At 53.2% G+C, this 21,873-nt stretch carries 18 protein-coding genes and 1 pseudogene; 10 read left to right on the top strand and 9 right to left on the bottom strand.

All coding sequences use genetic code 11. From position 1 onward, the window contains the following. Positions 1-132 precede the first annotated feature (132 nt). On the bottom strand, positions 133-999 hold the full coding sequence (yieE, locus tag MUA00_RS11880; protein ID WP_271123247.1) for a DNA-binding transcriptional regulator YeiE: 867 nt from the start codon (positions 997-999) through the stop codon (positions 133-135). A 103-nt stretch (positions 1,000-1,102) separates the two neighbouring features. On the opposite strand from yieE, the gene MUA00_RS11875 reads away from it, so the two are divergent. Together MUA00_RS11875 and nfo are read left to right on the top strand one after the other, a co-directional pair. Continuing rightward, the gene (locus MUA00_RS11875; protein ID WP_271123246.1) at positions 1,103-2,152 is read left to right on the top strand and encodes a YeiH family protein; all 1,050 of its coding nucleotides are present in this window, start codon (positions 1,103-1,105) and stop codon (positions 2,150-2,152) included. A 75-nt stretch (positions 2,153-2,227) separates the two neighbouring features. Continuing rightward, positions 2,228-3,085 (top strand): deoxyribonuclease IV, encoded by an 858-nt coding sequence (gene nfo, locus MUA00_RS11870; protein WP_271123245.1) that lies wholly within the window; start codon positions 2,228-2,230, stop codon positions 3,083-3,085. Positions 3,086-3,192: 107 nt separating this feature from the next. Here nfo and MUA00_RS11865 read toward each other — a convergent pair. From MUA00_RS11865 to fruB, 4 genes and pseudogenes are all read right to left on the bottom strand, one after another. Further along, positions 3,193-3,993 (bottom strand): annotated as a pseudogene (locus MUA00_RS11865) (sugar phosphate isomerase/epimerase family protein); the annotation flags it as partial. Positions 3,994-4,156: 163 nt separating this feature from the next. Next, a complete protein-coding gene (fruA, locus tag MUA00_RS11860; RefSeq protein WP_271123244.1) occupies positions 4,157-5,848 on the bottom strand; it encodes a PTS fructose transporter subunit IIBC in 1,692 nt (563 codons plus the stop codon). 15 nt (positions 5,849-5,863) lie between these two features. Then, positions 5,864-6,802 carry a 1-phosphofructokinase gene (gene fruK, locus MUA00_RS11855; RefSeq protein ID WP_271123243.1) on the bottom strand — a complete coding sequence of 313 codons (939 nt, stop codon included), beginning with the start codon at positions 6,800-6,802 and terminating at the stop codon, positions 5,864-5,866. After that, positions 6,799-7,932, bottom strand: coding sequence for a fused PTS fructose transporter subunit IIA/HPr protein (gene fruB, locus MUA00_RS11850; protein WP_271123242.1), 1,134 nt, complete (start codon positions 7,930-7,932; stop codon positions 6,799-6,801). The genes fruK and fruB overlap by 4 nt, the downstream gene beginning before the upstream one ends. 347 nt (positions 7,933-8,279) lie before the next feature. On the opposite strand from fruB, the gene setB reads away from it, so the two are divergent. Beyond that, complete coding sequence (gene setB / locus MUA00_RS11845) at positions 8,280-9,461, top strand: sugar efflux transporter SetB (protein WP_271123241.1); 1,182 nt, start codon at positions 8,280-8,282, stop codon at positions 9,459-9,461. An 89-nt stretch (positions 9,462-9,550) separates the two neighbouring features. On the opposite strand, the gene MUA00_RS11840 is transcribed toward setB, so the two are convergent. The 3 genes from MUA00_RS11840 to MUA00_RS11830 form a co-directional block, all read right to left on the bottom strand. Continuing rightward, complete coding sequence (locus tag MUA00_RS11840; protein WP_271123240.1) at positions 9,551-9,955, bottom strand: DUF6911 family protein; 405 nt, start codon at positions 9,953-9,955, stop codon at positions 9,551-9,553. After that, on the bottom strand, positions 9,955-11,151 hold the full coding sequence (locus tag MUA00_RS11835; protein WP_271123239.1) for a cytidine deaminase-like fold-containing protein: 1,197 nt from the start codon (positions 11,149-11,151) through the stop codon (positions 9,955-9,957). Before MUA00_RS11835 ends, MUA00_RS11840 begins: the two co-directional genes overlap by 1 nt. Positions 11,152-11,337: 186 nt before the next feature. Further along, on the bottom strand, positions 11,338-11,592 hold the full coding sequence (locus MUA00_RS11830) for a YkgJ family cysteine cluster protein (protein WP_271123238.1): 255 nt from the start codon (positions 11,590-11,592) through the stop codon (positions 11,338-11,340). 173 nt (positions 11,593-11,765) lie between these two features. Between MUA00_RS11830 and yeiP the strand changes: the two genes are divergently transcribed. Continuing rightward, complete coding sequence (yeiP, locus tag MUA00_RS11825) at positions 11,766-12,338, top strand: elongation factor P-like protein YeiP (RefSeq protein WP_121268645.1); 573 nt, start codon at positions 11,766-11,768, stop codon at positions 12,336-12,338. 46 nt (positions 12,339-12,384) lie between these two features. Here the strand turns inward: yeiP and uxuA are convergent, their stop codons facing one another. Next, complete coding sequence (uxuA, locus tag MUA00_RS11820) at positions 12,385-13,578, bottom strand: mannonate dehydratase (protein WP_271123237.1); 1,194 nt, start codon at positions 13,576-13,578, stop codon at positions 12,385-12,387. A gap of 212 nt (positions 13,579-13,790) precedes the next feature. Between uxuA and MUA00_RS11815 the strand changes: the two genes are divergently transcribed. The 6 genes from MUA00_RS11815 to MUA00_RS11790 all read left to right on the top strand — a co-directional run bounded on the left by MUA00_RS11815 (position 13,791) and on the right by MUA00_RS11790 (position 21,867). Next, on the top strand, positions 13,791-15,254 hold the full coding sequence (locus MUA00_RS11815; RefSeq protein WP_271123236.1) for a mannitol dehydrogenase family protein: 1,464 nt from the start codon (positions 13,791-13,793) through the stop codon (positions 15,252-15,254). Positions 15,255-15,383: 129 nt separating this feature from the next. Next, complete coding sequence (locus tag MUA00_RS11810) at positions 15,384-16,364, top strand: CobW family GTP-binding protein (protein ID WP_271123235.1); 981 nt, start codon at positions 15,384-15,386, stop codon at positions 16,362-16,364. A 43-nt stretch (positions 16,365-16,407) separates the two neighbouring features. Beyond that, a complete protein-coding gene (locus MUA00_RS11805; protein WP_271123373.1) occupies positions 16,408-17,112 on the top strand; it encodes a phosphatase PAP2 family protein in 705 nt (234 codons plus the stop codon). Positions 17,113-17,533: 421 nt separating this feature from the next. Then, entirely contained in the window at positions 17,534-18,100 is a 567-nt protein-coding gene (gene mepS / locus MUA00_RS11800) for a bifunctional murein DD-endopeptidase/murein LD-carboxypeptidase (protein ID WP_271123234.1), read from the top strand. Between the two features lie 240 nt (positions 18,101-18,340). Further along, positions 18,341-19,927 carry a cyclic di-GMP phosphodiesterase gene (locus MUA00_RS11795; RefSeq protein WP_271123233.1) on the top strand — a complete coding sequence of 529 codons (1,587 nt, stop codon included), beginning with the start codon at positions 18,341-18,343 and terminating at the stop codon, positions 19,925-19,927. A gap of 131 nt (positions 19,928-20,058) precedes the next feature. Next, the gene (locus MUA00_RS11790) at positions 20,059-21,867 is read left to right on the top strand and encodes an extracellular solute-binding protein (RefSeq protein WP_271123232.1); all 1,809 of its coding nucleotides are present in this window, start codon (positions 20,059-20,061) and stop codon (positions 21,865-21,867) included. Positions 21,868-21,873: the final 6 nt, after the last annotated feature.

Genomic DNA, 21,873 nt, shown 5'->3' with positions numbered 1-21,873 from the left:
AATCTGCAACTAATGTGCCAACGAAGCACGGGAGGATATTTTCTTGCGAAATGGGGAGTTCTGGACTAATCGTGACGCGAGGCTGCTTCGCAGCGGCACCCCAACGGAGTGCCTCTGCCATTTTTTGGTGCGTCAGGCTTCGCAGTAGCGCAGGAAACGCTGCAGGGCGTTAGAGATATGCTTTTGTCGGTGATGGATACGATACAGCGTGCGTACCAGGCGCGGCAGCGGCACCGCCACTTCGACCAGCGAGCCGGTCTCGAGCTGTTCTTCAATGACCCTGCGCGAAAGGCAGCTAATTCCCAGCCCGTGACGAACGGCATGCTTAATCGCTTCTGAATTGCCAAGCTCCATTCCCAGATGAAACTGCGGCAGATGCGAAAGCAAAAGATAATCGACAATTTCACGCGTGCCCGATCCTTTTTCACGCAGGATCCACTGCTGGGCTGCGAGCGACTCAAGAGTGACGGGTTTTGACAGCAGCGGCGCCGACGGCGCGGCAAACACCACCAGCTCGTCCTCCAGCCACGGCTCGGTCACCAGCTCCGTCATATGGCTCGGGCCTTCGATAAGGCCGATATCCACCCGAAAGTCCGCCACGGCGTTAATCACGTCCTGGCTGTTGCCCACGCTCATTTCCAGCGGCAATGACGGAAAGTCACGGCGGTAGCGGGCGATCATCGCCGGCAAAATATAGTTGCCGATGGTGCTGCTGGCGTAAACGCGGATAGCGCCATTATCTTCCCGGAAAAGCTGCTCTATTTCACCCGCCTGCTCAAGCAATCCAACTACGCGCGGATAAAGCAAACGCCCGTGTTCGTTGATGACCAGCCTCTTGCCCACGCGGTCAAAAAGCTGAACGCCAAGCTGTCCTTCAAGATCGGCAAGGGCTGCGCTCACCGCCGACTGAGAAAGCGCCAGCATCTGCGAGGCTTGGGTGGTTGAACCGCTTTTTAAGACTTCGGCGAACACTTCAAGCTGCCGTAAGGTGATGTGCATAAAAACCTGTCTTATCACTTATTCAGATTGATTATAAATATATAATCAATTTTATTTTTAAGCCAGTCCACCTTAACCTTTAGCCATCACAAAGGAGAAGGTTATGACTGAACTTACTGTTCCCGCTCATCGTCACACCCTGTGGCATTTTCTGCCAGGGCTGGCGCTTTCAGGCGCCATCACCGCGTTTGCGCTGTGGATGGGAAATATTCCTGCCGTCGCCGGACTCGGCCTGGGCGCGCTGACGCTCGCCATCCTCTGCGGCATGGTTATCGGCAATACCCTGTATCCTAAAATATGGCAGCAGTGCGACGGCGGCGTGCTGTTCGCAAAACAACATTTATTACGACTGGGGATTATTCTTTATGGCTTTCGCCTGACGTTTTCGCAAATTGCCGACGTGGGCGCAAGCGGTCTGATTATCGATATTCTGACCTTAACCAGCACTTTCGCCCTCGCCTGCTGGCTGGGCCAGAAAGTGTTTGGTCTGGATAAACAAACAAGCTGGCTGATTGGCGCAGGCAGCAGCATTTGCGGCGCGGCGGCGATTCTGGCGACCGAACCGGTGGTAAAAGCCGAAGCCAGTAAAGTCACCGTGGCGGTCGCGACCGTGGTTATCTTCGGCACGCTGGCAATTTTTATCTATCCGATGATTTACCCGTTTGTGACCCACTGGTTCACGCCCGAAGCATTCGGCATCTACACTGGCTCAACCATGCACGAAGTCGCTCAGGTTGTGGCGGCCGGCCATGCCATCAGCCCGGAAACGGAAAACGCCGCGGTGATTGCCAAAATGCTGCGCGTGATGATGCTGGCGCCGTTTCTTATTTTCCTTGCTGCCAGAGTCAAACAGCTTGCTCCGGCAGGAGCAGCCCAGGCGAGCAAAATCACAATTCCATGGTTTGCGCTGCTGTTTATCGTGGTGGCGGTCTTTAACTCGTTCCACCTGCTGCCGAACTGGCTGGTGAACACGCTGGTGACGCTGGATACCTTCCTGCTGGCGATGGCGATGGCGGCGCTTGGTTTAACCACCCATATCAGCGCGCTGAGAAAAGCCGGGATACGTCCTCTGTTAATGGCGCTGGCGCTATTTGTCTGGCTGATTGCGGGCGGGGCTGTCATTAACCTGGGTATTCACCACCTGATCGCATAATTTGGAACGGAAATATCCTCGCTAACCCGCTATCATTGTTCGTTTCCCGGTAGCGGGTTTTGACAGGAGACAAAAATGAAGTTTATTGGAGCGCACGTTAGCGCCTCGGGCGGGTTAGAGAACGCCGCTATTCGCGCCCACGAACTGGAAGCCACCGCGTTTGCCCTGTTCACCAAAAACCAGCGTCAATGGCGGGCTGCCCCGCTCACCGACGAAGTCATCAGCAATTTCAAACGCGCCTGCGAAAAGTACAACTACGCTCCAGGCCAAATCCTGCCCCACGACAGCTATCTGATTAACCTCGGCCACCCGGTTGAAGACGCGCTGGAAAAATCCCGCGAAGCTTTTATTGACGAGATGCAGCGCTGCGAGCAGCTTGGGCTGACGCTGCTGAATTTCCATCCCGGCAGCCACCTGAAGCAAATTTCGGAAGAAGAGTGCCTGGCTAAGATCGCGCAATCCATCAACGTTGCGCTTGATAAAACCCAGGGGGTAACGGCGGTCATTGAAAATACCGCCGGTCAGGGCAGCAACCTGGGCTTCCGCTTTGAGCATCTGGCGGCGATTATCGATGGGGTGGAAGACAAATCCCGCGTTGGCGTTTGTATCGATACCTGCCACGCCTTTGCGGCAGGATACGACTTACGCACCGAAGAAGAATGCGAAAAAACCTTCAACGAATTCGAAAGGATTGTCGGTTTCAGGTATCTGCGCGGCATGCACCTTAACGATGCCAAAAGCGCGTTCGCCAGCCGCGTTGACCGCCATAACAGCCTTGGCGAAGGCAATATCGGCCACACGCCGTTTAGCTGGATTATGCGCGACAGCCGCTTTGACGGCATTCCGCTGATTCTGGAAACCACCAACCCGGATATCTGGGCGGAAGAGATCGCCTGGCTGAAAGCCCAGCAGCATCAGGAAACTACGGCGTAAATGATTGCGGCGGATGGCGCTATCGCTTATCCGCCCTACGTTTTGAAGATTTTACAGCCTGGGCAGACGCAAGCGTCATCCGGCCGCTATTCCCGAACAAACTTCACCACCTGCTCCTCCAGCCTGCGTAAAGACTCAAACCCGGCCTTAGCAATATTTTCCGGCGGCGCGGCCTGATATTCATCGTTGAAGATCTCAAGCGACCACGGCCCGCGATAGCCTTTATCGAGCAATACGCTGGCAAAGGCGAGCACCGGCAGGTCGCCCATGCCGGGGAAGCAACGGAAATGCCGGCTCCACTCCTGCACGTCGAGGTTTTTACGCGGCGCATCTGCCAGTTGCACAAAAAAGATTTTCTCCAGCGGTATTTCGGAGAGCTGCAGCTCGTCGCCAAGCGACAATATGTGGAAACTGTCCAGCACCAGACCTAACGCCGGATTATCAACGGCTTTGACGCGATCCCAGGCCACAGAATAACGATGAATGTGCCTGCCCCACGCCAGCGCTTCAAAACCTATTTTTACGCCGTGCTGCTGCGCTAGAGCGGCCATTTTCGCCAGATCCTCAACCTGCCTGTCGGGGTCGACGGAACTGCGCTCATCGACATTGCTACACAGCAGAAGCTGTTCACAGCCAAGCTGCTGCATGGCGTCAAACGTTCTGCGAGCGTGTTCCAGGTTCGCCGCGACATTTTCTGCGGGCATCCCTTCAAAGTTGCGAAACGGCTGATAGAGCAGAATTTGCAAATCAAGGCTGGCAGCCAGCCGCGCGATATCGCGGGTGTCGCCTTCATACGCCTCAAGGTCGGGCTCAAAGATTTCCACCCCCCGAAACCCCGCACCGGCTATGGCATGAAGTTTTTCAGGTAACGTGCCGGCAACAGAAACGGTGGCTATTGAACGCTGCATGTTTTCCTCGATGGCAGTCTGACGATACCCTAAGTTTTGAACCACATGGTTCATCTGGCAACCTTCGGGGTGCGATTGAGGATGTAAGCGAGGCTTTCCGGAACTGGAAAGTAAAACGCCCCCGGCATCTGCCGGAGGCGTTGAGGCATTTATATATCAGCGATCAAGCGACTTTAGCAGCAAGCTCGGCTTCCGGACGTTTCAGGAAGGCGTAAGACAAACCTGCCAGCAGCGTACCCGCCACAATCGCAATCAGATACCCCAGAACCGGAGTGATTGCGCCCGGGATCAGCAGAACGAATAAACCGCCGTGCGGCGCCATCAGTTTCGCGCCGACCGCCATCGAGATTGCGCCAGTTACCGCGCCGCCAACGATACAGCAAGGCAGAACGCGCATTGGGTCACGGGCCGCGAACGGAATCGCCCCTTCGGTGATAAAGCACAGGCCGAGAACCAGCGCCGCCTTGCCCCCTTCCTGCTGGGCTTTGTCGAATTTACGACGCGCGATAAGCGTTGCCAGGCCCAGCGCCAGAGGAGGCACCATCCCTGCCGCCATAATGGCCGCCATTGGCGCGTAAGTCTGGGTGCTAAGCAGGCCAACGCCAAAGGCATAGGCCGCTTTGTTCACCGGACCGCCCATGTCGGTACACATCATGCCGCCGAGGATTGCGCCAAGCAGTACCGCGTTCGCGGTGCCCATGGTTTGCAGCCAGTGGGTCAGACCTTCGAGGATTTTCGCAACCGGCGTACCGATGAGATAGATCATCGCAAGGCCGACGATCAGGCTTGAAATCAGCGGGATGATAAGAATCGGTTTCAGCGCTTCCATGCTTGGCGGCAGTTTCAGCTTAGTGCTGATCATTTTGGCCACGTAACCGGCAAGGAAACCGGCAATGATACCGCCGATGAAGCCAGAACCCGTGCTGACGGCTAGCATACCGCCAATCAGACCCGGGGTCAGGCCCGGACGGTCAGCAATGGAGAACGCAATGTAACCTGCCAGAACCGGCACCATCAGCGCAAAGGCAGAACCTCCGCCGATTTGCATCAGCGCAGCCGCAAGCGTACCCGGCTCTTTAAAAGCTTCAATACCAAAAGCGAAGGACAGCGCGATACATAAACCGCCCGCCACCACCATCGGCAGCATGTAAGACACGCCGGTCAACAGGTGACGATAGGCGCCAGCGCCCTCTTTTTTGCCTTCTTGCGCAGAAGCCGCTCGCCCTGTTACTTCATAAGGTTTGGCTTCTGCTACGGCTTTATCCAGTTCCTGAGCGGTTTTCTTCAGCGCAAGGCCGGTAGAAGTACGGTACATCGGCTTACCGGCAAACTTCGCCAGATCCACTTCAATATCCGCTGCAACCAGCACCAGATCAGCTTCAGCAACTTCTTCAGGCGTAATGGCATTGCCCGCGCCCACGGAGCCGCGCGTTTCAACTTTTACCCACCAGCCGCGTTTTTTAGCTTCGGTTTCAATGGCTTCAGCAGCCATAAAGGTGTGCGCTACGCCAGTCGGGCAAGCGGTGACCGCAACAATGCGTTTCGGGCCTTTGGCCACGGTAGCCGATGCCGCTTCAGCAACGGGCGCGGTATAAGGTTTGGCTTTGCCTTTCGCTTCGCTTAAAAACAGTTCCGGGTGCTGCACCGCGCGGTCAATATCACCGAGAAAGACATTCTTGCCGTTCAGCGCGGTATCAGCCGGGACGGCGTTGCCCACAACGATCGCCAGTTCAGCTTCGTTTGGGTTGTCGATAATGGTCAGATGCGCTTTGTGAGCGGCAGAACCCAACAGGGTTTTCGCGAGATATGCGCGCGCCTGTCCGAGTGTTGGATCGATAATCAGCAGCGTTTTCATTGTTCCTCTCCTGAATCAGTTAAACGGTTTCAGGTCAACACGGGCCATCATGGCGGCTAGCTGCGTGCGATCTGTAATACCAACATTGCTCTGGCTAACCGCCAGTGCGGCTACAGCCGTCGCCAGCCGCAGGGTATGCTCGCTGGATTCACGCATCAAAAGGCCGTAAATCAAGCCGCCAACCATGGAATCCCCCGCACCGACGGTGCTGACAACTTCACAGGCTGGCGGTTTAGCAATCCATTCGCCCGAAGCGTTCACCCACAGCGCGCCTTCGGCGCCCAATGAGATAACAACGTGGGCGATGCCCTGCTCGCGTAATGCGTGCGCAGCTTCAATCACATCTTTCATTTCTGGCAGTTTGCGGCCGGCCCAAATTTCCAGCTCGCGGCGGTTAGGTTTCACCAGCCACGGCGCGGCTTTCAGACCCGCCACCAGCGCCTCGCGGCTGCTGTCGAAAATAATGCATGGGCACTGGCTGCGCAGACGCGTCATCCAGTCGGTGAACGCGTCCGGCGTCACGCCCGCAGGCAGGCTGCCGCTGACGCAAACCATATCGAACTGGCCGAGCCAGCTCAGGGAATCAGCAACGAAGCGCTCCCAGTCTGACGGCGTTACTTCAAAGCCGGAGAAATTAAAGTCGGTTACTTCGCCGTCTTTCTCGGTCAGCTTGACGTTAATGCGGGTACGGCCCTGCACGACCTGAAAGCGGTTAGCAATGCCCAACTCGCTGAACAGGTGCTGAAAACCGTCCTGATTGTCTTTACCAAGGAAACCGCCGACGGTGACGTCGATGCCCAAATCTTTGAGCACTTTGGCAACGTTGATGCCCTTCCCGGCGGCATGCAGGCCGGTGGTGCGAACCAGATTGACTTCACCACGTTCAATTTCCGGAGTGTAACCTACGAGATCGTACGCCGGGTTGAGGGTGATGGTTGCGACACGTCTGCTCATGCTGCCCCCTCGCCAAGACCGGCGGCGATAGCTTCACCGATAGCCTGCAACGCATGCTGCGCGTCATCGCCCTGAGCGGTAAAACGCAGGCGATGGCCTTTTTTCACGCCGAGCGCGACCACTTTCATCAGGCTGCGTCCGTTGGCCGGCTTGCCGGAACCGTCGAGGTTTGTCACGGTAATCTCACTGGTAAATTGTTTGATGGTGTTCACCAGAACGGTTCCCGGACGCGCGTGCAGGCCATGCTCGTTACGGATGGTGAACTCTTCTGTCAGCAGATTTTCAGCCGGAGCCTCGTCGCTGGTCAGCAGCGTCAGCAAAGTCGGCGCATCGGCGTTCAGCAGATGTTCGGCTTTATTGTTGATCAGCATATCGCTCAGGCGGTTAAGCACCTGCAGCGGCTGCTCGTCGGCAACGGCCACGGTCATCAGCATGGAAACCTGCTCACCTTCGGCTTCAAAGGCCTGAGCCGGACGGCTGATAGCCACGGCGCTTGCAAGATTGCCTTCGGTGCTGTCGTTCAGCCAGATCCCCTGACCAAGGTATAACGGCTTGTTGGAAACGACCTGGCTGACGAAAGAAGCATCGGCGGCGCCGGCCTGCTTGATGCGCCCTGCGTTTAGCGCCTGCAGGGTCATCAGATCGCTTGCGGTGACGTCCAGCGCCAGAAGCGAGTTATCAAACAGCAGCGCTGAGCTTTGCTTTTCGCCCATCAGCAGCGCGCGCAGCTCTTCGGCGGTGGTGGCGGTTTTCAACTGTTCAGCCACCGCGTCGTCGCTCAACACGTGAGTCAACTGACGCAGCAGGCCAAGGTGCTCATCTGAGCTTGCGGCAATACCAATGGCGACATAGGCTTTCTGACCTTCGGCCCATTCAACGCCCTGCGGGAATTGATACACCTGAACGCCGGTTTTCAATACCAGATCGCGGGTATCGGTGGTGCCGTGAGGAATGGCGATGCCATTGCCAAGATAGGTGGCGGTCTGCTGTTCGCGAGCGAGCATACCTTCTACATAGCCTTCGCTTACGTTACCCGCCTTTGTCAGCGCAGCGGCAACCTGGCGGATGGCGTCTTCTTTGTTCCCGGCGCTTTGGCCCGGGTGAATATCCTGCACAGATAACTGAAACATGGTTCCTCTCCTGCTGAATTGAAACGATTCAGCTTGCGTGAGAAAAAAAGCGCCACCCTACTCCGTTTTTAAACTAAGACGACGCTGAAACGTTTCAAGGAGTGTGGATTTTTCCTACAGTCCAGGCAAGCATTGTTGTGATTTCGTTGCCAATTTTTTGAGGTTACGCACATTTCCAGCTTAACCGAAGCGGCAAAGCTGAACGCGTTAAGGCAACATCGCAAGCGGGGAGGTTTTAAATCAGAACGTCGTTTTGACTTTTTGTGTCGCTTTTGATTTGAACAACTGTTTATTTTGTGACAAGGCGCGTAAACTCCGCGCGTCCCCTGTTAACTGACTCTGACCACATGCAAAATTCCCCCGTTGCCGCAGCCCGTAAACCTCTCGATCTGACCTCTTCCGCTTTCTTGATTGTAGCTTTTTTAACCGGCATTGCTGGCGCCTTACAAACGCCGACGCTGAGCCTGTTTTTAACCGAGGAAGTAAAGGTTCGGCCGGCGATGGTTGGCTTCTTTTTTACCGGCAGCGCCGTGATTGGCATCCTGGTCAGCCAGTTCCTGGCCGGACGTTCGGATCGCAAAGGCGATCGCAAATCGCTTATTTTCGTCTGTTGCCTGCTCGGCGCGTTAGCCTGCGTGCTGTTTGCCTGGAACCGTAGCTATTTTATTTTGTTGTTTGTTGGGGTGTTTCTGAGCAGCTTCGGCTCTACCGCCAACCCGCAGATGTTCGCCCTTGCCCGTGAACATGCGGACCGCACCGGGCGCGAAGCCGTCATGTTCAGCTCTATTTTGCGTGCTCAGGTGTCGCTCGCCTGGGTTATCGGCCCGCCAATAGCCTACGCGCTGGCGTTGGGTTTCGGATTTACCACTATGTATCTCTGCGCAGCCTTCGCGTTTGTCGTTTGCAGCCTGATGGTGTGGCTGTTCCTGCCGTCGATGCGCAAAGAGCCGGTTGTCGTCGCCGGCAAGCTTGAAGCGCCTCGCCGTAACCGCCGCGACGCGCTGCTGCTGTTTGTCGCCTGCACCATGATGTGGGGCTGCAATAGCCTGTACATCATCAATATGCCGCTTTACATCATTAATGAACTGCATCTACCGGAGAAGCTGGCGGGCGTGATGATGGGAACCGCCGCCGGTCTGGAAATTCCCACCATGTTGATTGCCGGCTATTACGCCAGACGTTTTGGCAAGCGTTTCCTGATGCGTATCGCACTGGTCGCCGGCCTGCTGTTTTACGTCGGCATGCTGACGCTGCACAATGAAAGCATGCTGCTTGCTTTACAGTTGCTGAACGCTATTTTCATCGGGATTCTGGCCGGAATCGGCATGCTTTATTTCCAGGATTTGATGCCGGGCCAGGCGGGAGCCGCGACCACGCTTTACACCAATACCACGCGCGTGGGCTGGATTATCGCCGGCTCTCTGGCGGGCGTGGTTGCGGAAATCTGGAACTATCACACCGTGTTCTTTATCGCGCTGGGCATGGTAGCTATAACAGCCTACTGCATGGCGCGTATTAAGGATGTTTAGGGCGCGGTGGCCGCTTCGAGGGAGATAAGGTCGTCCATTACCTCGCCACGCCAAGTGAAGCTGAATATATCCGGCAGTTGAATGGGTAGCTAATCAAGAGGGACATCCACGATATCACCTGTACTGAGGAATTCTTTGCATGCCGCAATGATGGGGGAAAAATCAGCACCAATGGCATGAGCCGGATAAGGTTCACCATGCATAATGACCATGCCGCCCTCGTTTGGATAATACAAAGTTTTTACTTCATATTCTCCATCTTCGTCTATCACGCCAAACAATAGCATGTATCGGCCACCCTCCGAATAAACCTCTAATTGCTGAGGCCCGAGGTTATTTTTATTTCCTTTGTCCATTGATAAAAAACCATATCCTTCACGCAGTAATTCCAGGATATCCAGCAACCGTTTTTCTGACGGATTATGCATATCATGAATTGGTTTTAGCCCGCCAGACTCACTGGTATAACCACCGCTAAGCGTTATATTTAACATTATTTAGTCCTCTCAAGCGAAACCATGCCTGCTTCCCATCTATACAATCGTTGTTTACCAAACTCGTCAGTTGCATCAATCGTCATTGATCTGATTTCTGCGGCGTTTCCCATAGCTGGAATATCTCCTTTGCAGTAACCACAAACATTTCTTCCAGCGACAGTAATATGCATGTCTGCACCTTTAACAACTCCAGCTTCATGTGCTTGCTGAATGGCTCCTATCTCAGCATGGGCATCAGCCATATTCCCATTGGGAATAGGGTTTGGTTCAGGGAGGCCTTTCGTAAAAATCTTTTTTACAGCCTTTGCATGCTTACGTGCAATACGTTCCGAAATTAAAGTGGGTTTATTTGCATCAGCCAATTCAGACGCTCTTGCTGTTTGGTTGGTATCAAAAAATGTCCTCCCATTAACTTTCAATTCTGCTGTAACGGTTGGCGCAGCCTTTTCAACCTTAACCAGCTTCTCAAGCTGTTCCATCTCACGAGCAGCACCAACACGACCAACTCCCAAAGCCGCTCCAGCAGAAACCGCAGCAATCGCTACGCCTTTGGTTTTCTCGTTCAGCATCTGCTCAAAACCTGCCGGAGCATCGCCCCCGAGCAGATCCGCAGTCCGTTTAAACCCTTCAATATTGCCGTTATAGAAGCCACCAGCGGCGAGCAAACGTCCCACGCCTTTACTATTCAGCATCTTGCCCGCTGGCAGAGATGCGACTTCACTATTTGCACCCTTAAAATGAAACATCGGCGTCGGACGTGGCCTGCCGCCGGAGTGCCTGTAATCCCGTTGCCTCACGGAGGCGTTATACGCTTTGATGATGCACTGTGCACCGTCAAAGCGGAATGCACTGGTACTACGGCAAATTAGTGCACCTTTATCATTGATATAAAACAGGTCGCCTGGCAGAATTGATATATCTGTCAGGCATACCACTTCACCCCGCTCAAGCATAGCGCGAAATTTTTCAGCCGCTTGCCTGCCGTTAGGCCTGAGATACACTGAAGACGGCTCGTTCCATATTGGCATCATATTGACAATATAACGCCAGTCGTCACCCTGGTCGTTAAACTGATATTCACTTTCAACATATCGCCACGCGTGCGACGGATGAATTATCCTTTCGTACTTCTCCGGCGCAAGATTATCCCTCGCAAGACAGATTAGCCGGTTGCCTGGCAAACTTAATCCCATGGTGTTTTTCCTCCCTGGCTTATAGCCGCTTGGTTAAAATATCACCACGCATGGACGAATTTTCAGCGGTGAGGAAAATCAGAATTTGTATCGGGGGATAATCTTTAAATGGTTTACCGGCATCATTAGCTGATGCTGTTTCCTGGACAAGGGTGAAGAGATAGACCGCTGTACCCCAACGGTGGATTAAGGCGCCGTATCCGCTTCGAGTTTAATCAGATATAACATCGCCTCATCCCGGTTTGTGAAGCACATCTCGCGGCTGGCCTGCAGGCTGGCGCAGACCCTGGGTCTGAGCGGTGAGAAAAATATTTTGCAGCGCATGTCTGCGCCAAGCTGAACGCAAGGGGTGTTTGCTGGTTTGCCGTTGGGCATACCCGGTATCGGACTTGAGACAGAAGGCGCGGTGCAGCAGGCTCCGCAATCAGGACGACAGTCCATAAGCCAATACTCCGGTGGGCTGGCAAGTAGGCGGACTGTATCAGTCCCACACAGGCTTTACTACGTTCATTTATACTTTGTCACCCAGGTGATGAAATCCGCTTGCCTGAAATGCACCTCGCGAGTAATTTGTCGCAATATTTTCGCCCCTCAATTTTTTACAGGAAACATCGATGGCAAGAGCTAACGAAGTCAAAAAAGGTATGGTATTGAACTACAACGGCAAGCTGCTGATTGTTAAAGATATCGATATTCAGTCTCCCAGCGCGCGCGGCGCGGCAACCCTTTATAAAATGCGTTTTTCCGACGTCCGTACCGGGCAGAAGGTAGAAGAGCGTTTTAAAGGTGACGATATCGTCGATACCATTACCCTGACCCGTCGTTTCGTTGATTTCTCGTATATCGATGGCAACGAATACGTATTTATGGATAAAGAAGATTACACCCCGTATATCTTCACCAAAGATCAGATTGAAGAAGAGCTGCAGTTCATTCCTGAAGGCGGCATGCCGGACATGCAGGTGCTGACCTGGGACGGCCAACTGCTGGCGCTGGAACTGCCGCAAACCGTCGATCTGGAAATCGTTGAAACGGCACCGGGCATTAAAGGCGCTTCTGCAAGCTCGCGCACCAAACCTGCCACCTTGTCCACCGGTCTGGTGATTCAGGTGCCGGAATATATGGTGACGGGCGAGAAAATCCGCATTCATATCGCTGAGAAGCGCTCTATGGGCCGCGCTGACTAAGAAAATAAAAAACCCGCCGAGGCGGGTTTTTTATGGTGGCTGAAAACTACTTCAGCAGGTCCGGGAACAGCGTTTGCTTTAACGCCAGTTCCACGCCGCGCACTTCCGCCAGCCCTTTCAGGCGGCCAATCGCTGAATAGCCCGGATTGGTTTTCTTATGCAGATCGTCAAGCATCTGATGGCCGTGATCCGGACGCATCGGAATCGGACGTAAATCCCCTTTCGCCTTGCGACGCTGCTCTTCAGTCAGAATCGCCTTCACTACCGACACCATATCCACATCGCCCTGCAAATGCGCGCCTTCATGGAAGGTTTTCGGGTTATCTTCACGGCAGGTTGCGCGCAGATGGGTAAAGTGAATGCGATCGCCGAAGGTTTCAATCATGCGCACCAGATCGTTGTCCGCGCGCACGCCGTAAGAGCCGGTACACATAGTGAAGCCGTTGTTGATGCTGTCGACGGTTTCTTTCAGCCACTGCATGTCTTCAATTGTGGAAACAATACGCGGCAGGCCGAGGATCGGACGCGGTGGATCGTCCGGGTGAACGGCCAGGCGCACGCCGACTTCTTCTGCCACGGCAACGATCGCACGCAGGAAGTAAGCCATATTTTCACGCAACTGGTCTTTGTTGATACCGTCGTATTCCGCAAGGCGAGCGCGGAACCGATCCAGCGTATAGCCCTCTTCCGCCCCCGGCAGGCCCGCGATAATATTGCGCGTCAGCTTCTCTTTTTCGGCGTCGGACATGTTATGGAAGTAGTCCAGCGCCTGGCGCTGCTCTTCTTCGCTGTAATCCGCCTGCGCGCCTGGACGTTTAAGAATATGCAGCTCGAATGCGGCAAAGGCTATCTGGTCAAAACGCAGAGCCTTAGAGCCATCCGGCAGTTCGTATTCCAGGTCGGTGCGCGTCCAGTCGAGGATGGGCATAAAGTTGTAGCACACGGTGTCAATGCCGCATTCCGCCAGGTTGCGGATGCTCTGCTGGTAGTTCGCAATATGCCTGTCGTAATCGCCCGTGTGGGTTTTGATCTCTTCATGCACCGGAATGCTTTCCACAACTGACCAGGTCAGCCCTTTGGCAGCAAGTTCAGCCTGGCGCTGTTTAATTTCAGCAACCGGCCAGACTTCGCCGTTCGGAATGTGATGTAAGGCGGTCACTACGCCGGTTGCGCCAGCCTGACGCACATCGTCCAGTGATACCGGGTCTTTCGGGCCATACCAGCGCCAGGTTTGTTCCATTACCAGTTCCTCAATAAATAAGTTGTTATACCAATCTTAAAATACTGCCCTGGCGACTACCATACCGCAAGACCCTTAACGGTCAACTTTATCCCTGATATTGGTTGATCCAGCTCACATTAAAAGGATAAAGCCAGCACACCAATTCAATTTGCTGTCATATAACTTTAGACTTAAGATGTTACTAATTCGTTAATCAGGATTTGCATTCTATGAACACAATTGCTTCAGCCAGCCTGCCGGACAGTATTCAGCAGCCTCGTTACGACCGGAGCGCGTTAAAGACACGCATCGTGCACTTTGGCTTTGGCGCGTTTCATCGTGCGCACCAGGCGCTGCTGACCGACCGGGTGCTTAACGCGCTTGGTGGCGACTGGGGAATCTGTGAGATTAGCCTGTTTAGCGGCGATAAATTAATGAGCGCCCTGCGCGCCCAGGATCATCTGTATACCGTGCTGGAAAAAGGCCGGGAGGGAAACCAGGCCATTATTGTCGGCGCGGTGAATGAATGCCTGAATGCAAAACTCGACGGGATGGAAGCCATTATCGAAAAGTTTTGCGAGCCGCAGGTGGCGATTGTTTCGCTTACCGTGACCGAAAAAGGCTATTGCATCGATCCGGCGACAGGCAGGCTGGACGCCGCTAACGAGCGCATCATTCACGATCTGCAAAATCCTGCCGTTCCTCATTCCGCTCCAGGAATTTTGGTTGAAGCGTTAAACCGCCGTCGCGAGCGCGGTCTGCGTCCTTTCACCGTGCTTTCCTGCGATAACATTCCTGATAACGGGCACGTTGTGCGCAATGCGGTTATTGGCATGGCGGAAAAACGCAGCCAGGAGCTAGCCGACTGGGTGCGTGAGAACGTCACATTTCCGAGCACGATGGTCGATCGCATCGTGCCCGCCGCCACGCCGGAATCCTTACAGGAAATTACCGATACTTTAGGCGTTGAAGATCCATGCGCTATTTCTGGCGAGCCTTTTATTCAGTGGGTTATTGAAGACAATTTCGTAGCTGGCCGTCCGCAGTGGGAAGAAGCCGGCGTTGAAATGGTGATTGATGTGATGCCGTGGGAGCAAATGAAGCTGCGCATGCTCAACGGCAGCCACTCTTTCCTTGCTTATCTCGGCTACCTCGCGGGTTACCAGCATATTAATGACTGTATGGCCGACGAGCATTTCAAGCGCGCCGCACACCAGCTAATGATGAACGAACAGGCGCCGACCCTGCGCGTGACAGGCGTCGATCTGCGCCTGTATGCGCACAATCTTTTAGAGCGTTTCAGCAATCCCGCGTTGCGGCACCGTACCTGGCAAATCGCGATGGACGGTAGCCAGAAATTGCCACAGCGTATGCTGGAAAGCGTGCGCTGGCACCTTCAGCAGGGCGATGAGTGGCCATGCCTGGCACTGGGTATTGCGGCCTGGATGCGCTATGTGAGCGGCGTCGACGATGCCGGAAATGCTATTGACGTTCGCGATCCGCTGGCGCAAAAAATTAAGGCGCTGGTAGAGAAATCCTCGCAAAAAGAGCGGGTTGCCGCCCTGCTCAGCCTCACTGAAATCTTCGGCAGCGACCTGCCGGGCGAGGAAAAATTTGTCAGCCGCGTTAGCGCCGCCTGGGACGCATTGTGTAGCAAAGGCGCTCGCCAGGCCGTGGTTAATCTCGTCAGTTAATTGACAATCTATGCCCTTTACACGTCGCGGGTGAAGAACACGCCGTGTGAGGGCTTCATTTTTTCCTCAATGTTGTTCAGGATAGCGATAATTATTATATAAGCACGACTGATATTATCCGGAGCGACAGTGACTAAAACCAACCTGATTACCGGCTTCCTCGGCAGCGGGAAAACCACCACTATCCTGCATCTTCTGGCGAACAAACCCAGTAATGAAAAGTGGGCGGTGCTGGTGAATGAATTCGGCGAAGTCGGCATTGACGGTGCTTTGCTGGCTGACAGCGGCGCGCTGCTTAAAGAGATCGCCGGCGGTTGTATGTGTTGCGTGAATGGGTTGCCGATGCAAGTTGGGTTAAATACCCTGCTGCGCCAGGCGAAACCTGACCGCCTGCTCATCGAACCCACAGGTCTTGGTCACCCTAAACAAATCCTCGATATGCTAACCGCGGAGGTTTATCAGCCGTGGATCGATCTTAAGGCGACGCTCTGCCTGCTTGATGCTCGTCAGTTGCTTGATGAACGCGCCGTTAATAATGACAATTTCCGCGACCAGCTCGCCGCAGCCGATATCATCGTCGCCAATAAAAACGACCGCGCGACCGATGAAAGCCGCCGGGCGCTGGCTGACTGGCAGCAGCAGCACGCAGCCGGACGAGAAATCATTCAGGCGGAAAAAGGAAAAATCGATGTCGCTCTGTTGGACAACCTCCGCCAGAATCTTCGCGAACTACCGGGCAGCGCCGAACATAGCCACAGCCATGCCGCCAGGCGTGGGCTCGCGGCTTTAAGTTTGCCGGCCCATCAACGCTGGAGACGCAGCATTAATAGCGGACAGGGCTACGTTGCCTGCGGCTGGATTTTCGATGCGGATACCGTTTTTGATACGGTGGGCATTCTGGAATGGGCCCGTCTTGCGCCGGTTGGCCGGGTAAAAGGCGTGTTACGGATTGCTGAAGGACTGGTGCGCATTAATCGGCAGGGAGACGATCTGCATATCGAGACGCAAAGCGTCGCGCCGCCGGACAGCCGTATCGAATTGATAAATAGTGAAGAAACTGACTGGAACAGTTTGCAAAGCACTCTGTTGAAGCTACGTTTAAGTTTGTAAGTCTACCCTCCTCGACTTGTTAGAAGACAACGAAGCTTGCATGATGAAAATTCGCTTACCGCTGATTCTGTTGCTTAACGCCCTGGGTCTGGCGCTATTTTTTAGCTGGTATCTGCCTGAAAACCATGGTTTCTGGTTCGCGCTGGACGCCGGCATTTTTCATTTCTTTAATGAAGAACTGGTAAAAAGCCATACTTTCCTGGTGCTGGTTGCCATCACCAATAATCGTGTATTTGACGGCATTTCTTTGCTGGCTATGGGGACGCTTTTTGCCGGATTCTGGTGGCGTGAACCCCCAGCCGGACGTCGCCGCCTGATTATTATGGGCATCGTGATGCTGTTGAGCGCCGTGGTGATTAATCAACTGGGCCATCTGATTCCGGTATCTCACGTCAGCCCAACGCTCTATTTCACCGACATTCATCGGGTCAGCGAGCTGCTGCATTTCCCAACTAAAGATGCTTCGAAAGACAGTTTCCCAGGCGACCATGGTTTAATGCTGCTTATTTTCACCGGTTTTATGCTGCGTTATTTTGGTCAAAAAGCGTTCTTTATCGCCGTGCTTATTTTCCTGATATTTGCCCTGCCACGCATAATGATTGGCGCGCACTGGTTTACCGATGTATTTGTCGGGTCGCTTTCTATAGCGCTGGTTGGCTTGCCGTGGGTGCTATTAACCCCACTCAGCGATGGGTTAATTAATGTGCTTAATCGCACGCTGCCCGGCAAAAATAAAACAAGTTCATAACATAAAATAAACATCACTTAACGCAAATTAGCAGAGATCCGAAAAGGATCTCTGCTAATTTTTAAACACCCGCTCAATTGTTCATTAATTAACCTTTCTGATTCCCCAGATATTTGAAGAACCTGCGCGTTTAGCCGCCCATTTGGCTACCCTTTGAGCAAATTTACTTTTGTTCTTTTAACATCACAATTTCTTATAAAAAAGCGCAGAAAACTCCTAGCCACACCAGAGGTGATAGGGTAACCTCAGATGCGTTTTGTGCTGCTAACTCAATTCATTCACGATGCGAATAAAATTGTGCGTCAAACCACATTTCCGTTCAGTGGTAATTGTTTCAAAGCGCTCAGATAATTAGTCTCGTCACGTTGGTATTTTGTATAACGATTAGCATCGTTAAGGACATCAAGGGAAAATAAACAAAATGGTCAAATCTCAGCCTATTTTGAGATATATCTTGCGGGCGATTCCCGCGGTTGCTGTAGCAGTAATGCTCTCAGCATGTAGTTCGACAAACACAGCAAATATGCATTCTGAGACGCATGCAGTCGGCAATAAAGACAGTTTTTTACTGCAAGCCTCTCAGGATGAATTCGAAGAAATGGTCCGTAATGTAGACGTGAAGTCACGTCTTATGGATCAATATGCTAGCTGGAAAGGCGTGCGTTACCGCCTTGGCGGTAGCAGCAAAAAAGGCATCGATTGTTCTGCTTTCGTGCAGCAAACTTTCCGTGACCAGTTTGGCTTAGAGTTGCCTCGTTCAACTTACGAACAACAAGAAATGGGAAAATCCGTTTCACGCAGCAAGCTGCGCACCGGTGATTTAGTTCTGTTCCGTGCGGGTTCTACAGGTCGCCACGTTGGCATCTACATTGGCAATAACCAGTTCGTACATGCTTCCACCAGCAGTGGAGTGGTTATCTCTAATATGGACGAACCGTACTGGAACAAGCGCTACAACGAAGCGCGACGCGTGTTAAGCCGTAGTTGATTCGCTTTTACTGGCAGTTAATTCCCTTGGCTGCCAGACGAGACAAAAAAGACGTTGCCACGGCAGCGTCTTTTGTTTTTAGCAATGTCTTTAAAATCACCTGGTTATCTTCTCCTCATCCATTCCTGTCAGCGATAATTTCTGTGCGAAACCGTATGACGGCGCAAAGGTTTTTACGTTATAGTCGAAAAAATCTTATACAAACCATGCGTCTCTTGCGTCAGCAGGAATAATTCATCCATGTCTCCAGATAAAATATTTGCGCGCTACTTTTCCACGCCAAAACAAATGGCTTATTTCAGCGTTGTGGTGGGTCTGGTAAGCGCTTTGTTGTTTGGGGGATTAACCAGCCTGATGCTGCATAACAAGCGCGAAGCGGGTTATGACGTGCTGACGAAAGATATCCGCCATTATCTGGACACCTTCTTTCACGATCTCCATGTCACCGCAGACAGCATTCAGCCGCTAACGGCTGCCGATTGCCCGCTCGTAAGTCCGGAGCTCACCTCCAGGGCCGCGTTTAACGTTAACGTGCGTGTTTTTGTTTTAATCCGACAGGGCGTTGCCTATTGCTCATCCGCCACCGGGGCGATGAGTATGCCGATGAACGATTTAATTCCCGATATTGATTTAAATAAAAATATCGATCTCTTTATTATGACCGGCACGCCGATGATGCCCGGTAAGCCAACAATAGTGGCCTGGTTTAAAAATCCGGCAACGGATGGGCGAGGCGTTTTCACCACGCTCAATGCAAATCTCATTCCCTACTTATTGTTTACCGCCCGCCAAAGCGAAGTGCTGTCGATGGCGATTGTGGTGGGAGACCGTGCGTTAACGACGCTCTCCCCGGAGGTTGTTAACGTCGGTTCATTGCCAGCGCATCCCACCCGCATCGCTGCTCTGAACGATTACCCGATAAAAATTCATCTCTACGGAACAAGCTGGCCTCTGGAAGATATTCAGCTTTCGTTGCTGACGGGTCTGATCTTCGGCTTATTCAGCGGCGTGATATGCAGTTATTTTCTCTGTGTCCGTATGCGGCCGGGAAAAGAGATCCTTATTGGCATGAAACGTGGGCAGTTTTATGTGGTGTATCAACCCGTTGTAGATGCGCAAAAATTAGAGATGCAGGGCATTGAAGCGTTAATGCGTTGGGAGCATCCCACCGCAGGCATGATCCCCCCTGATGCGTTTATCGCTTTTGCCGAAGCGCAGCAGCTTATCGTGCCGCTAACGCGTCATTTATTCGCCCTGGTCGCCCGGGATGCGCAAGAGCTACAAACTGTGCTGCCGCCGGGGGCGAAGCTTGGCATCAACCTGGCCCCGAGCCATCTGCATGCCCCAACGTTTAAAGACGATATCATTGCCTTTGCCGCATCCCTGCCCCCGCATCATTTCAAGATCGTGTTTGAAATTACCGAGCGCGATATGCTCAAAGAAAAGGAAGCGATGAGCCTGTTTTCCTGGCTGCATGCCCAGGGATTCGAAATCGCGATAGACGACTTTGGCACCGGGCACAGCGCGCTGATTTATCTGGAACGCTTCACGCTGGATTATCTGAAGATTGACCAGGGCTTCGTGAACACCATCGGGATGGAAACCGTCACGGCGCCGGTACTCGACGCGGTTCTGACGCTGGCCAGGCGCCTGAATATGACGACCGTGGCAGAAGGCGTTGAAACACGGGAGCAGGCGAAATGGCTGATTGAGCGCGGCGTGAATTTCTTACAGGGTTACTATTTCAGCCGCCCGTTGACACTTACGCAGCTATTAAGCTGGAGCCAGTCGCAAAACAGCCATAATTTTCTAAAAGACGTCCATTAATTTCACAATCGCCGTTGCCTAACTTATGATTTACCATCATGGTGTTATAAAGCGGCGGGTTGTTAACCTGTTTATCGTTTCGGGAGTGAAACGATCGAGGTTGCCCCCTTCAACAAGGACCGATCTGATTAATGCTTGCGCGCGCTATTATTCTACTTTGCCTTAGCCTGTTCGCTGTCGGAAGCCAGGCGGAAAACATCAAAGAAAGCTACTCCTTCGCCGTATTAGGAGAGCCTAAATACGCCATCAACTTCACCCGGTTCGACTACGTTAATCCTGCGGCACCAAAGGGCGGCAACATCACGCTTTCGGCTATCGGCACCTTCGATAACTTCAATCGCTATGCGCTGCGCGGCAATCCTGGCGTGCGTACGGAAACGCTCTACGACTCGCTGTTTACCACCTCAGATGACGAACCGGGAAGCTATTACCCGCTGATAGGGGAAATGGCGCGCTATCCTGAAAATTTCGCCTGGGCGGAAATAGAACTTAATCCCCGCGCTCGTTTTCACGACGGTTCGCGCATTACTGCCGAAGACGTGGCTTTCACCTTTAATAAGTTTATGACCGAAGGCGTGCCGCAGTTCCGGCTGATTTATAAAGGCGCCAAAGTCAAAGCCATCGCCCCGCTAACGGTGCGCATCGAACTGGCTCAGCCAAGTAAAGAGCGCATGCTGGGTCTGTTTTCTCTGCCGGTATTTCCGCAAAAATTCTGGAAGAAGCATAAGCTGAGCGATCCTCTTTCCGCGCCGCCGCTGGCGAGCGGCCCTTACAAAATCACCGCCTGGCGCATGGGGCAGTACATCACCTATTCCCGGGTTCGGGATTACTGGGCTGCAAATCTGCCGGTGAACCGCGGACGCTGGAATTTCGATTCTATTCGTTACGACTATTATCTGGACGACAACGTAGCCTTTGAAGCCTTCAAAGCGGGAGCTTTTGATTTCCGTGCCGAAAGCTCGGCTAAGAACTGGGCGACGCGCTATATCGGTAAGAACTTCGCCAGTCACTTCATCATCAAAGAAGAGCAGGAAAACGATGCCGCGCAGGACGCGCGCTGGCTGGCTTTTAATATCCAGCGCCCGATATTTGCCGACCGTAAAGTTCGCCAGGCCGTTGGGCTGGCGTTTGATTTTGAGTGGATGAACAAGGCCCTGTTTTACGGCGCTTACAGTCGCGCAAACAGCTACTTCCAGAACACCGAATATGCCGCGCGATCGTATCCGGATGCCGATGAACTTACGCTGCTTGCGCCGCTGAAAAAAGATCTCCCGCCGGAGGTGTTTACCACAATCTATAATCCACCTGAATCCAGCGGCAACGGCTTCGATCGCGATAACCTGTTAAAAGCCCTGGCTTTGCTCAAAGAAGCCGGCTGGGAGCTAAAAAACCAGAAGCTGGTTAACGTTAAAACCGGTAAGCCCTTCACTTTTGAGCTGTTAATCGGCACGACCGGAAATACCCAATGGGTGCTGCCGTTCCAGCATAACCTTGAGCGGCTGGGCATCACGATGGAAATCCGCCAGGTTGATAATTCTCAGCTCACCAACCGCCTGCGCAATCGTGATTACGACATGATGCCAACGCTTTACAGCGCCATGCCTTATCCGAGCGCCGACGTCCAGATTGCCTGGGCCTCCGAATACGTTGATTCCACCTATAACGCGCCCGGCGTCAAAAGCCCGGTGGTGGATAATCTCGTCAATCAGATAATCGCAAATCAGGGTGATAAGAAAAAACTGCTGCCGCTGGGCCGGGCGCTTGACCGCGTTCTTACCTGGAATTACTACATGATTCCAATGTGGTACATGACGGCAGACCGCTTCGCCTGGTGGAACAAATTCTCCAAACCTGCGATTCACCCGTTATACACTTCCGGTTTTGATACCTGGTGGTATGACGTTAACAAAGCCGCGCAGCTACCCGCGCAGCGCCGCTAAGGGGAA

Source organism: Dryocola boscaweniae, from assembly GCF_025215095.1.
Lineage (GTDB): Bacteria > Pseudomonadota > Gammaproteobacteria > Enterobacterales > Enterobacteriaceae > Dryocola > Dryocola boscaweniae.
The sequence above is the reverse complement of the archived record's forward strand: the minus strand, read 5'-3'. Positions and strand labels throughout refer to the sequence as shown.

What these genes read in the sequence shown, in the direction of transcription:
- yieE (WP_271123247.1), bottom strand. Translation starts at nt 999, where the DNA reads ATGCACATCACCTTACGGCAGCTTGAAGTGTTCGCCGAAGTCTTAAAA.
- MUA00_RS11875 (WP_271123246.1), top strand. Translation starts at nt 1,103, where the DNA reads ATGACTGAACTTACTGTTCCCGCTCATCGTCACACCCTGTGGCATTTT.
- nfo (WP_271123245.1), top strand. Translation starts at nt 2,228, where the DNA reads ATGAAGTTTATTGGAGCGCACGTTAGCGCCTCGGGCGGGTTAGAGAAC.
- fruA (WP_271123244.1), bottom strand. Translation starts at nt 5,848, where the DNA reads ATGAAAACGCTGCTGATTATCGATCCAACACTCGGACAGGCGCGCGCA.
- fruK (WP_271123243.1), bottom strand. Translation starts at nt 6,802, where the DNA reads ATGAGCAGACGTGTCGCAACCATCACCCTCAACCCGGCGTACGATCTC.
- fruB (WP_271123242.1), bottom strand. Translation starts at nt 7,932, where the DNA reads ATGTTTCAGTTATCTGTGCAGGATATTCACCCGGGCCAAAGCGCCGGG.
- setB (WP_271123241.1), top strand. Translation starts at nt 8,280, where the DNA reads ATGCAAAATTCCCCCGTTGCCGCAGCCCGTAAACCTCTCGATCTGACC.
- MUA00_RS11840 (WP_271123240.1), bottom strand. Translation starts at nt 9,955, where the DNA reads ATGTTAAATATAACGCTTAGCGGTGGTTATACCAGTGAGTCTGGCGGG.
- MUA00_RS11835 (WP_271123239.1), bottom strand. Translation starts at nt 11,151, where the DNA reads ATGGGATTAAGTTTGCCAGGCAACCGGCTAATCTGTCTTGCGAGGGAT.
- MUA00_RS11830 (WP_271123238.1), bottom strand. Translation starts at nt 11,592, where the DNA reads ATGGACTGTCGTCCTGATTGCGGAGCCTGCTGCACCGCGCCTTCTGTC.
- yeiP (WP_121268645.1), top strand. Translation starts at nt 11,766, where the DNA reads ATGGCAAGAGCTAACGAAGTCAAAAAAGGTATGGTATTGAACTACAAC.
- uxuA (WP_271123237.1), bottom strand. Translation starts at nt 13,578, where the DNA reads ATGGAACAAACCTGGCGCTGGTATGGCCCGAAAGACCCGGTATCACTG.
- MUA00_RS11815 (WP_271123236.1), top strand. Translation starts at nt 13,791, where the DNA reads ATGAACACAATTGCTTCAGCCAGCCTGCCGGACAGTATTCAGCAGCCT.
- MUA00_RS11805 (WP_271123373.1), top strand. Translation starts at nt 16,408, where the DNA reads ATGAAAATTCGCTTACCGCTGATTCTGTTGCTTAACGCCCTGGGTCTG.
- mepS (WP_271123234.1), top strand. Translation starts at nt 17,534, where the DNA reads ATGGTCAAATCTCAGCCTATTTTGAGATATATCTTGCGGGCGATTCCC.
- MUA00_RS11795 (WP_271123233.1), top strand. Translation starts at nt 18,341, where the DNA reads ATGTCTCCAGATAAAATATTTGCGCGCTACTTTTCCACGCCAAAACAA.
- MUA00_RS11790 (WP_271123232.1), top strand. Translation starts at nt 20,059, where the DNA reads ATGCTTGCGCGCGCTATTATTCTACTTTGCCTTAGCCTGTTCGCTGTC.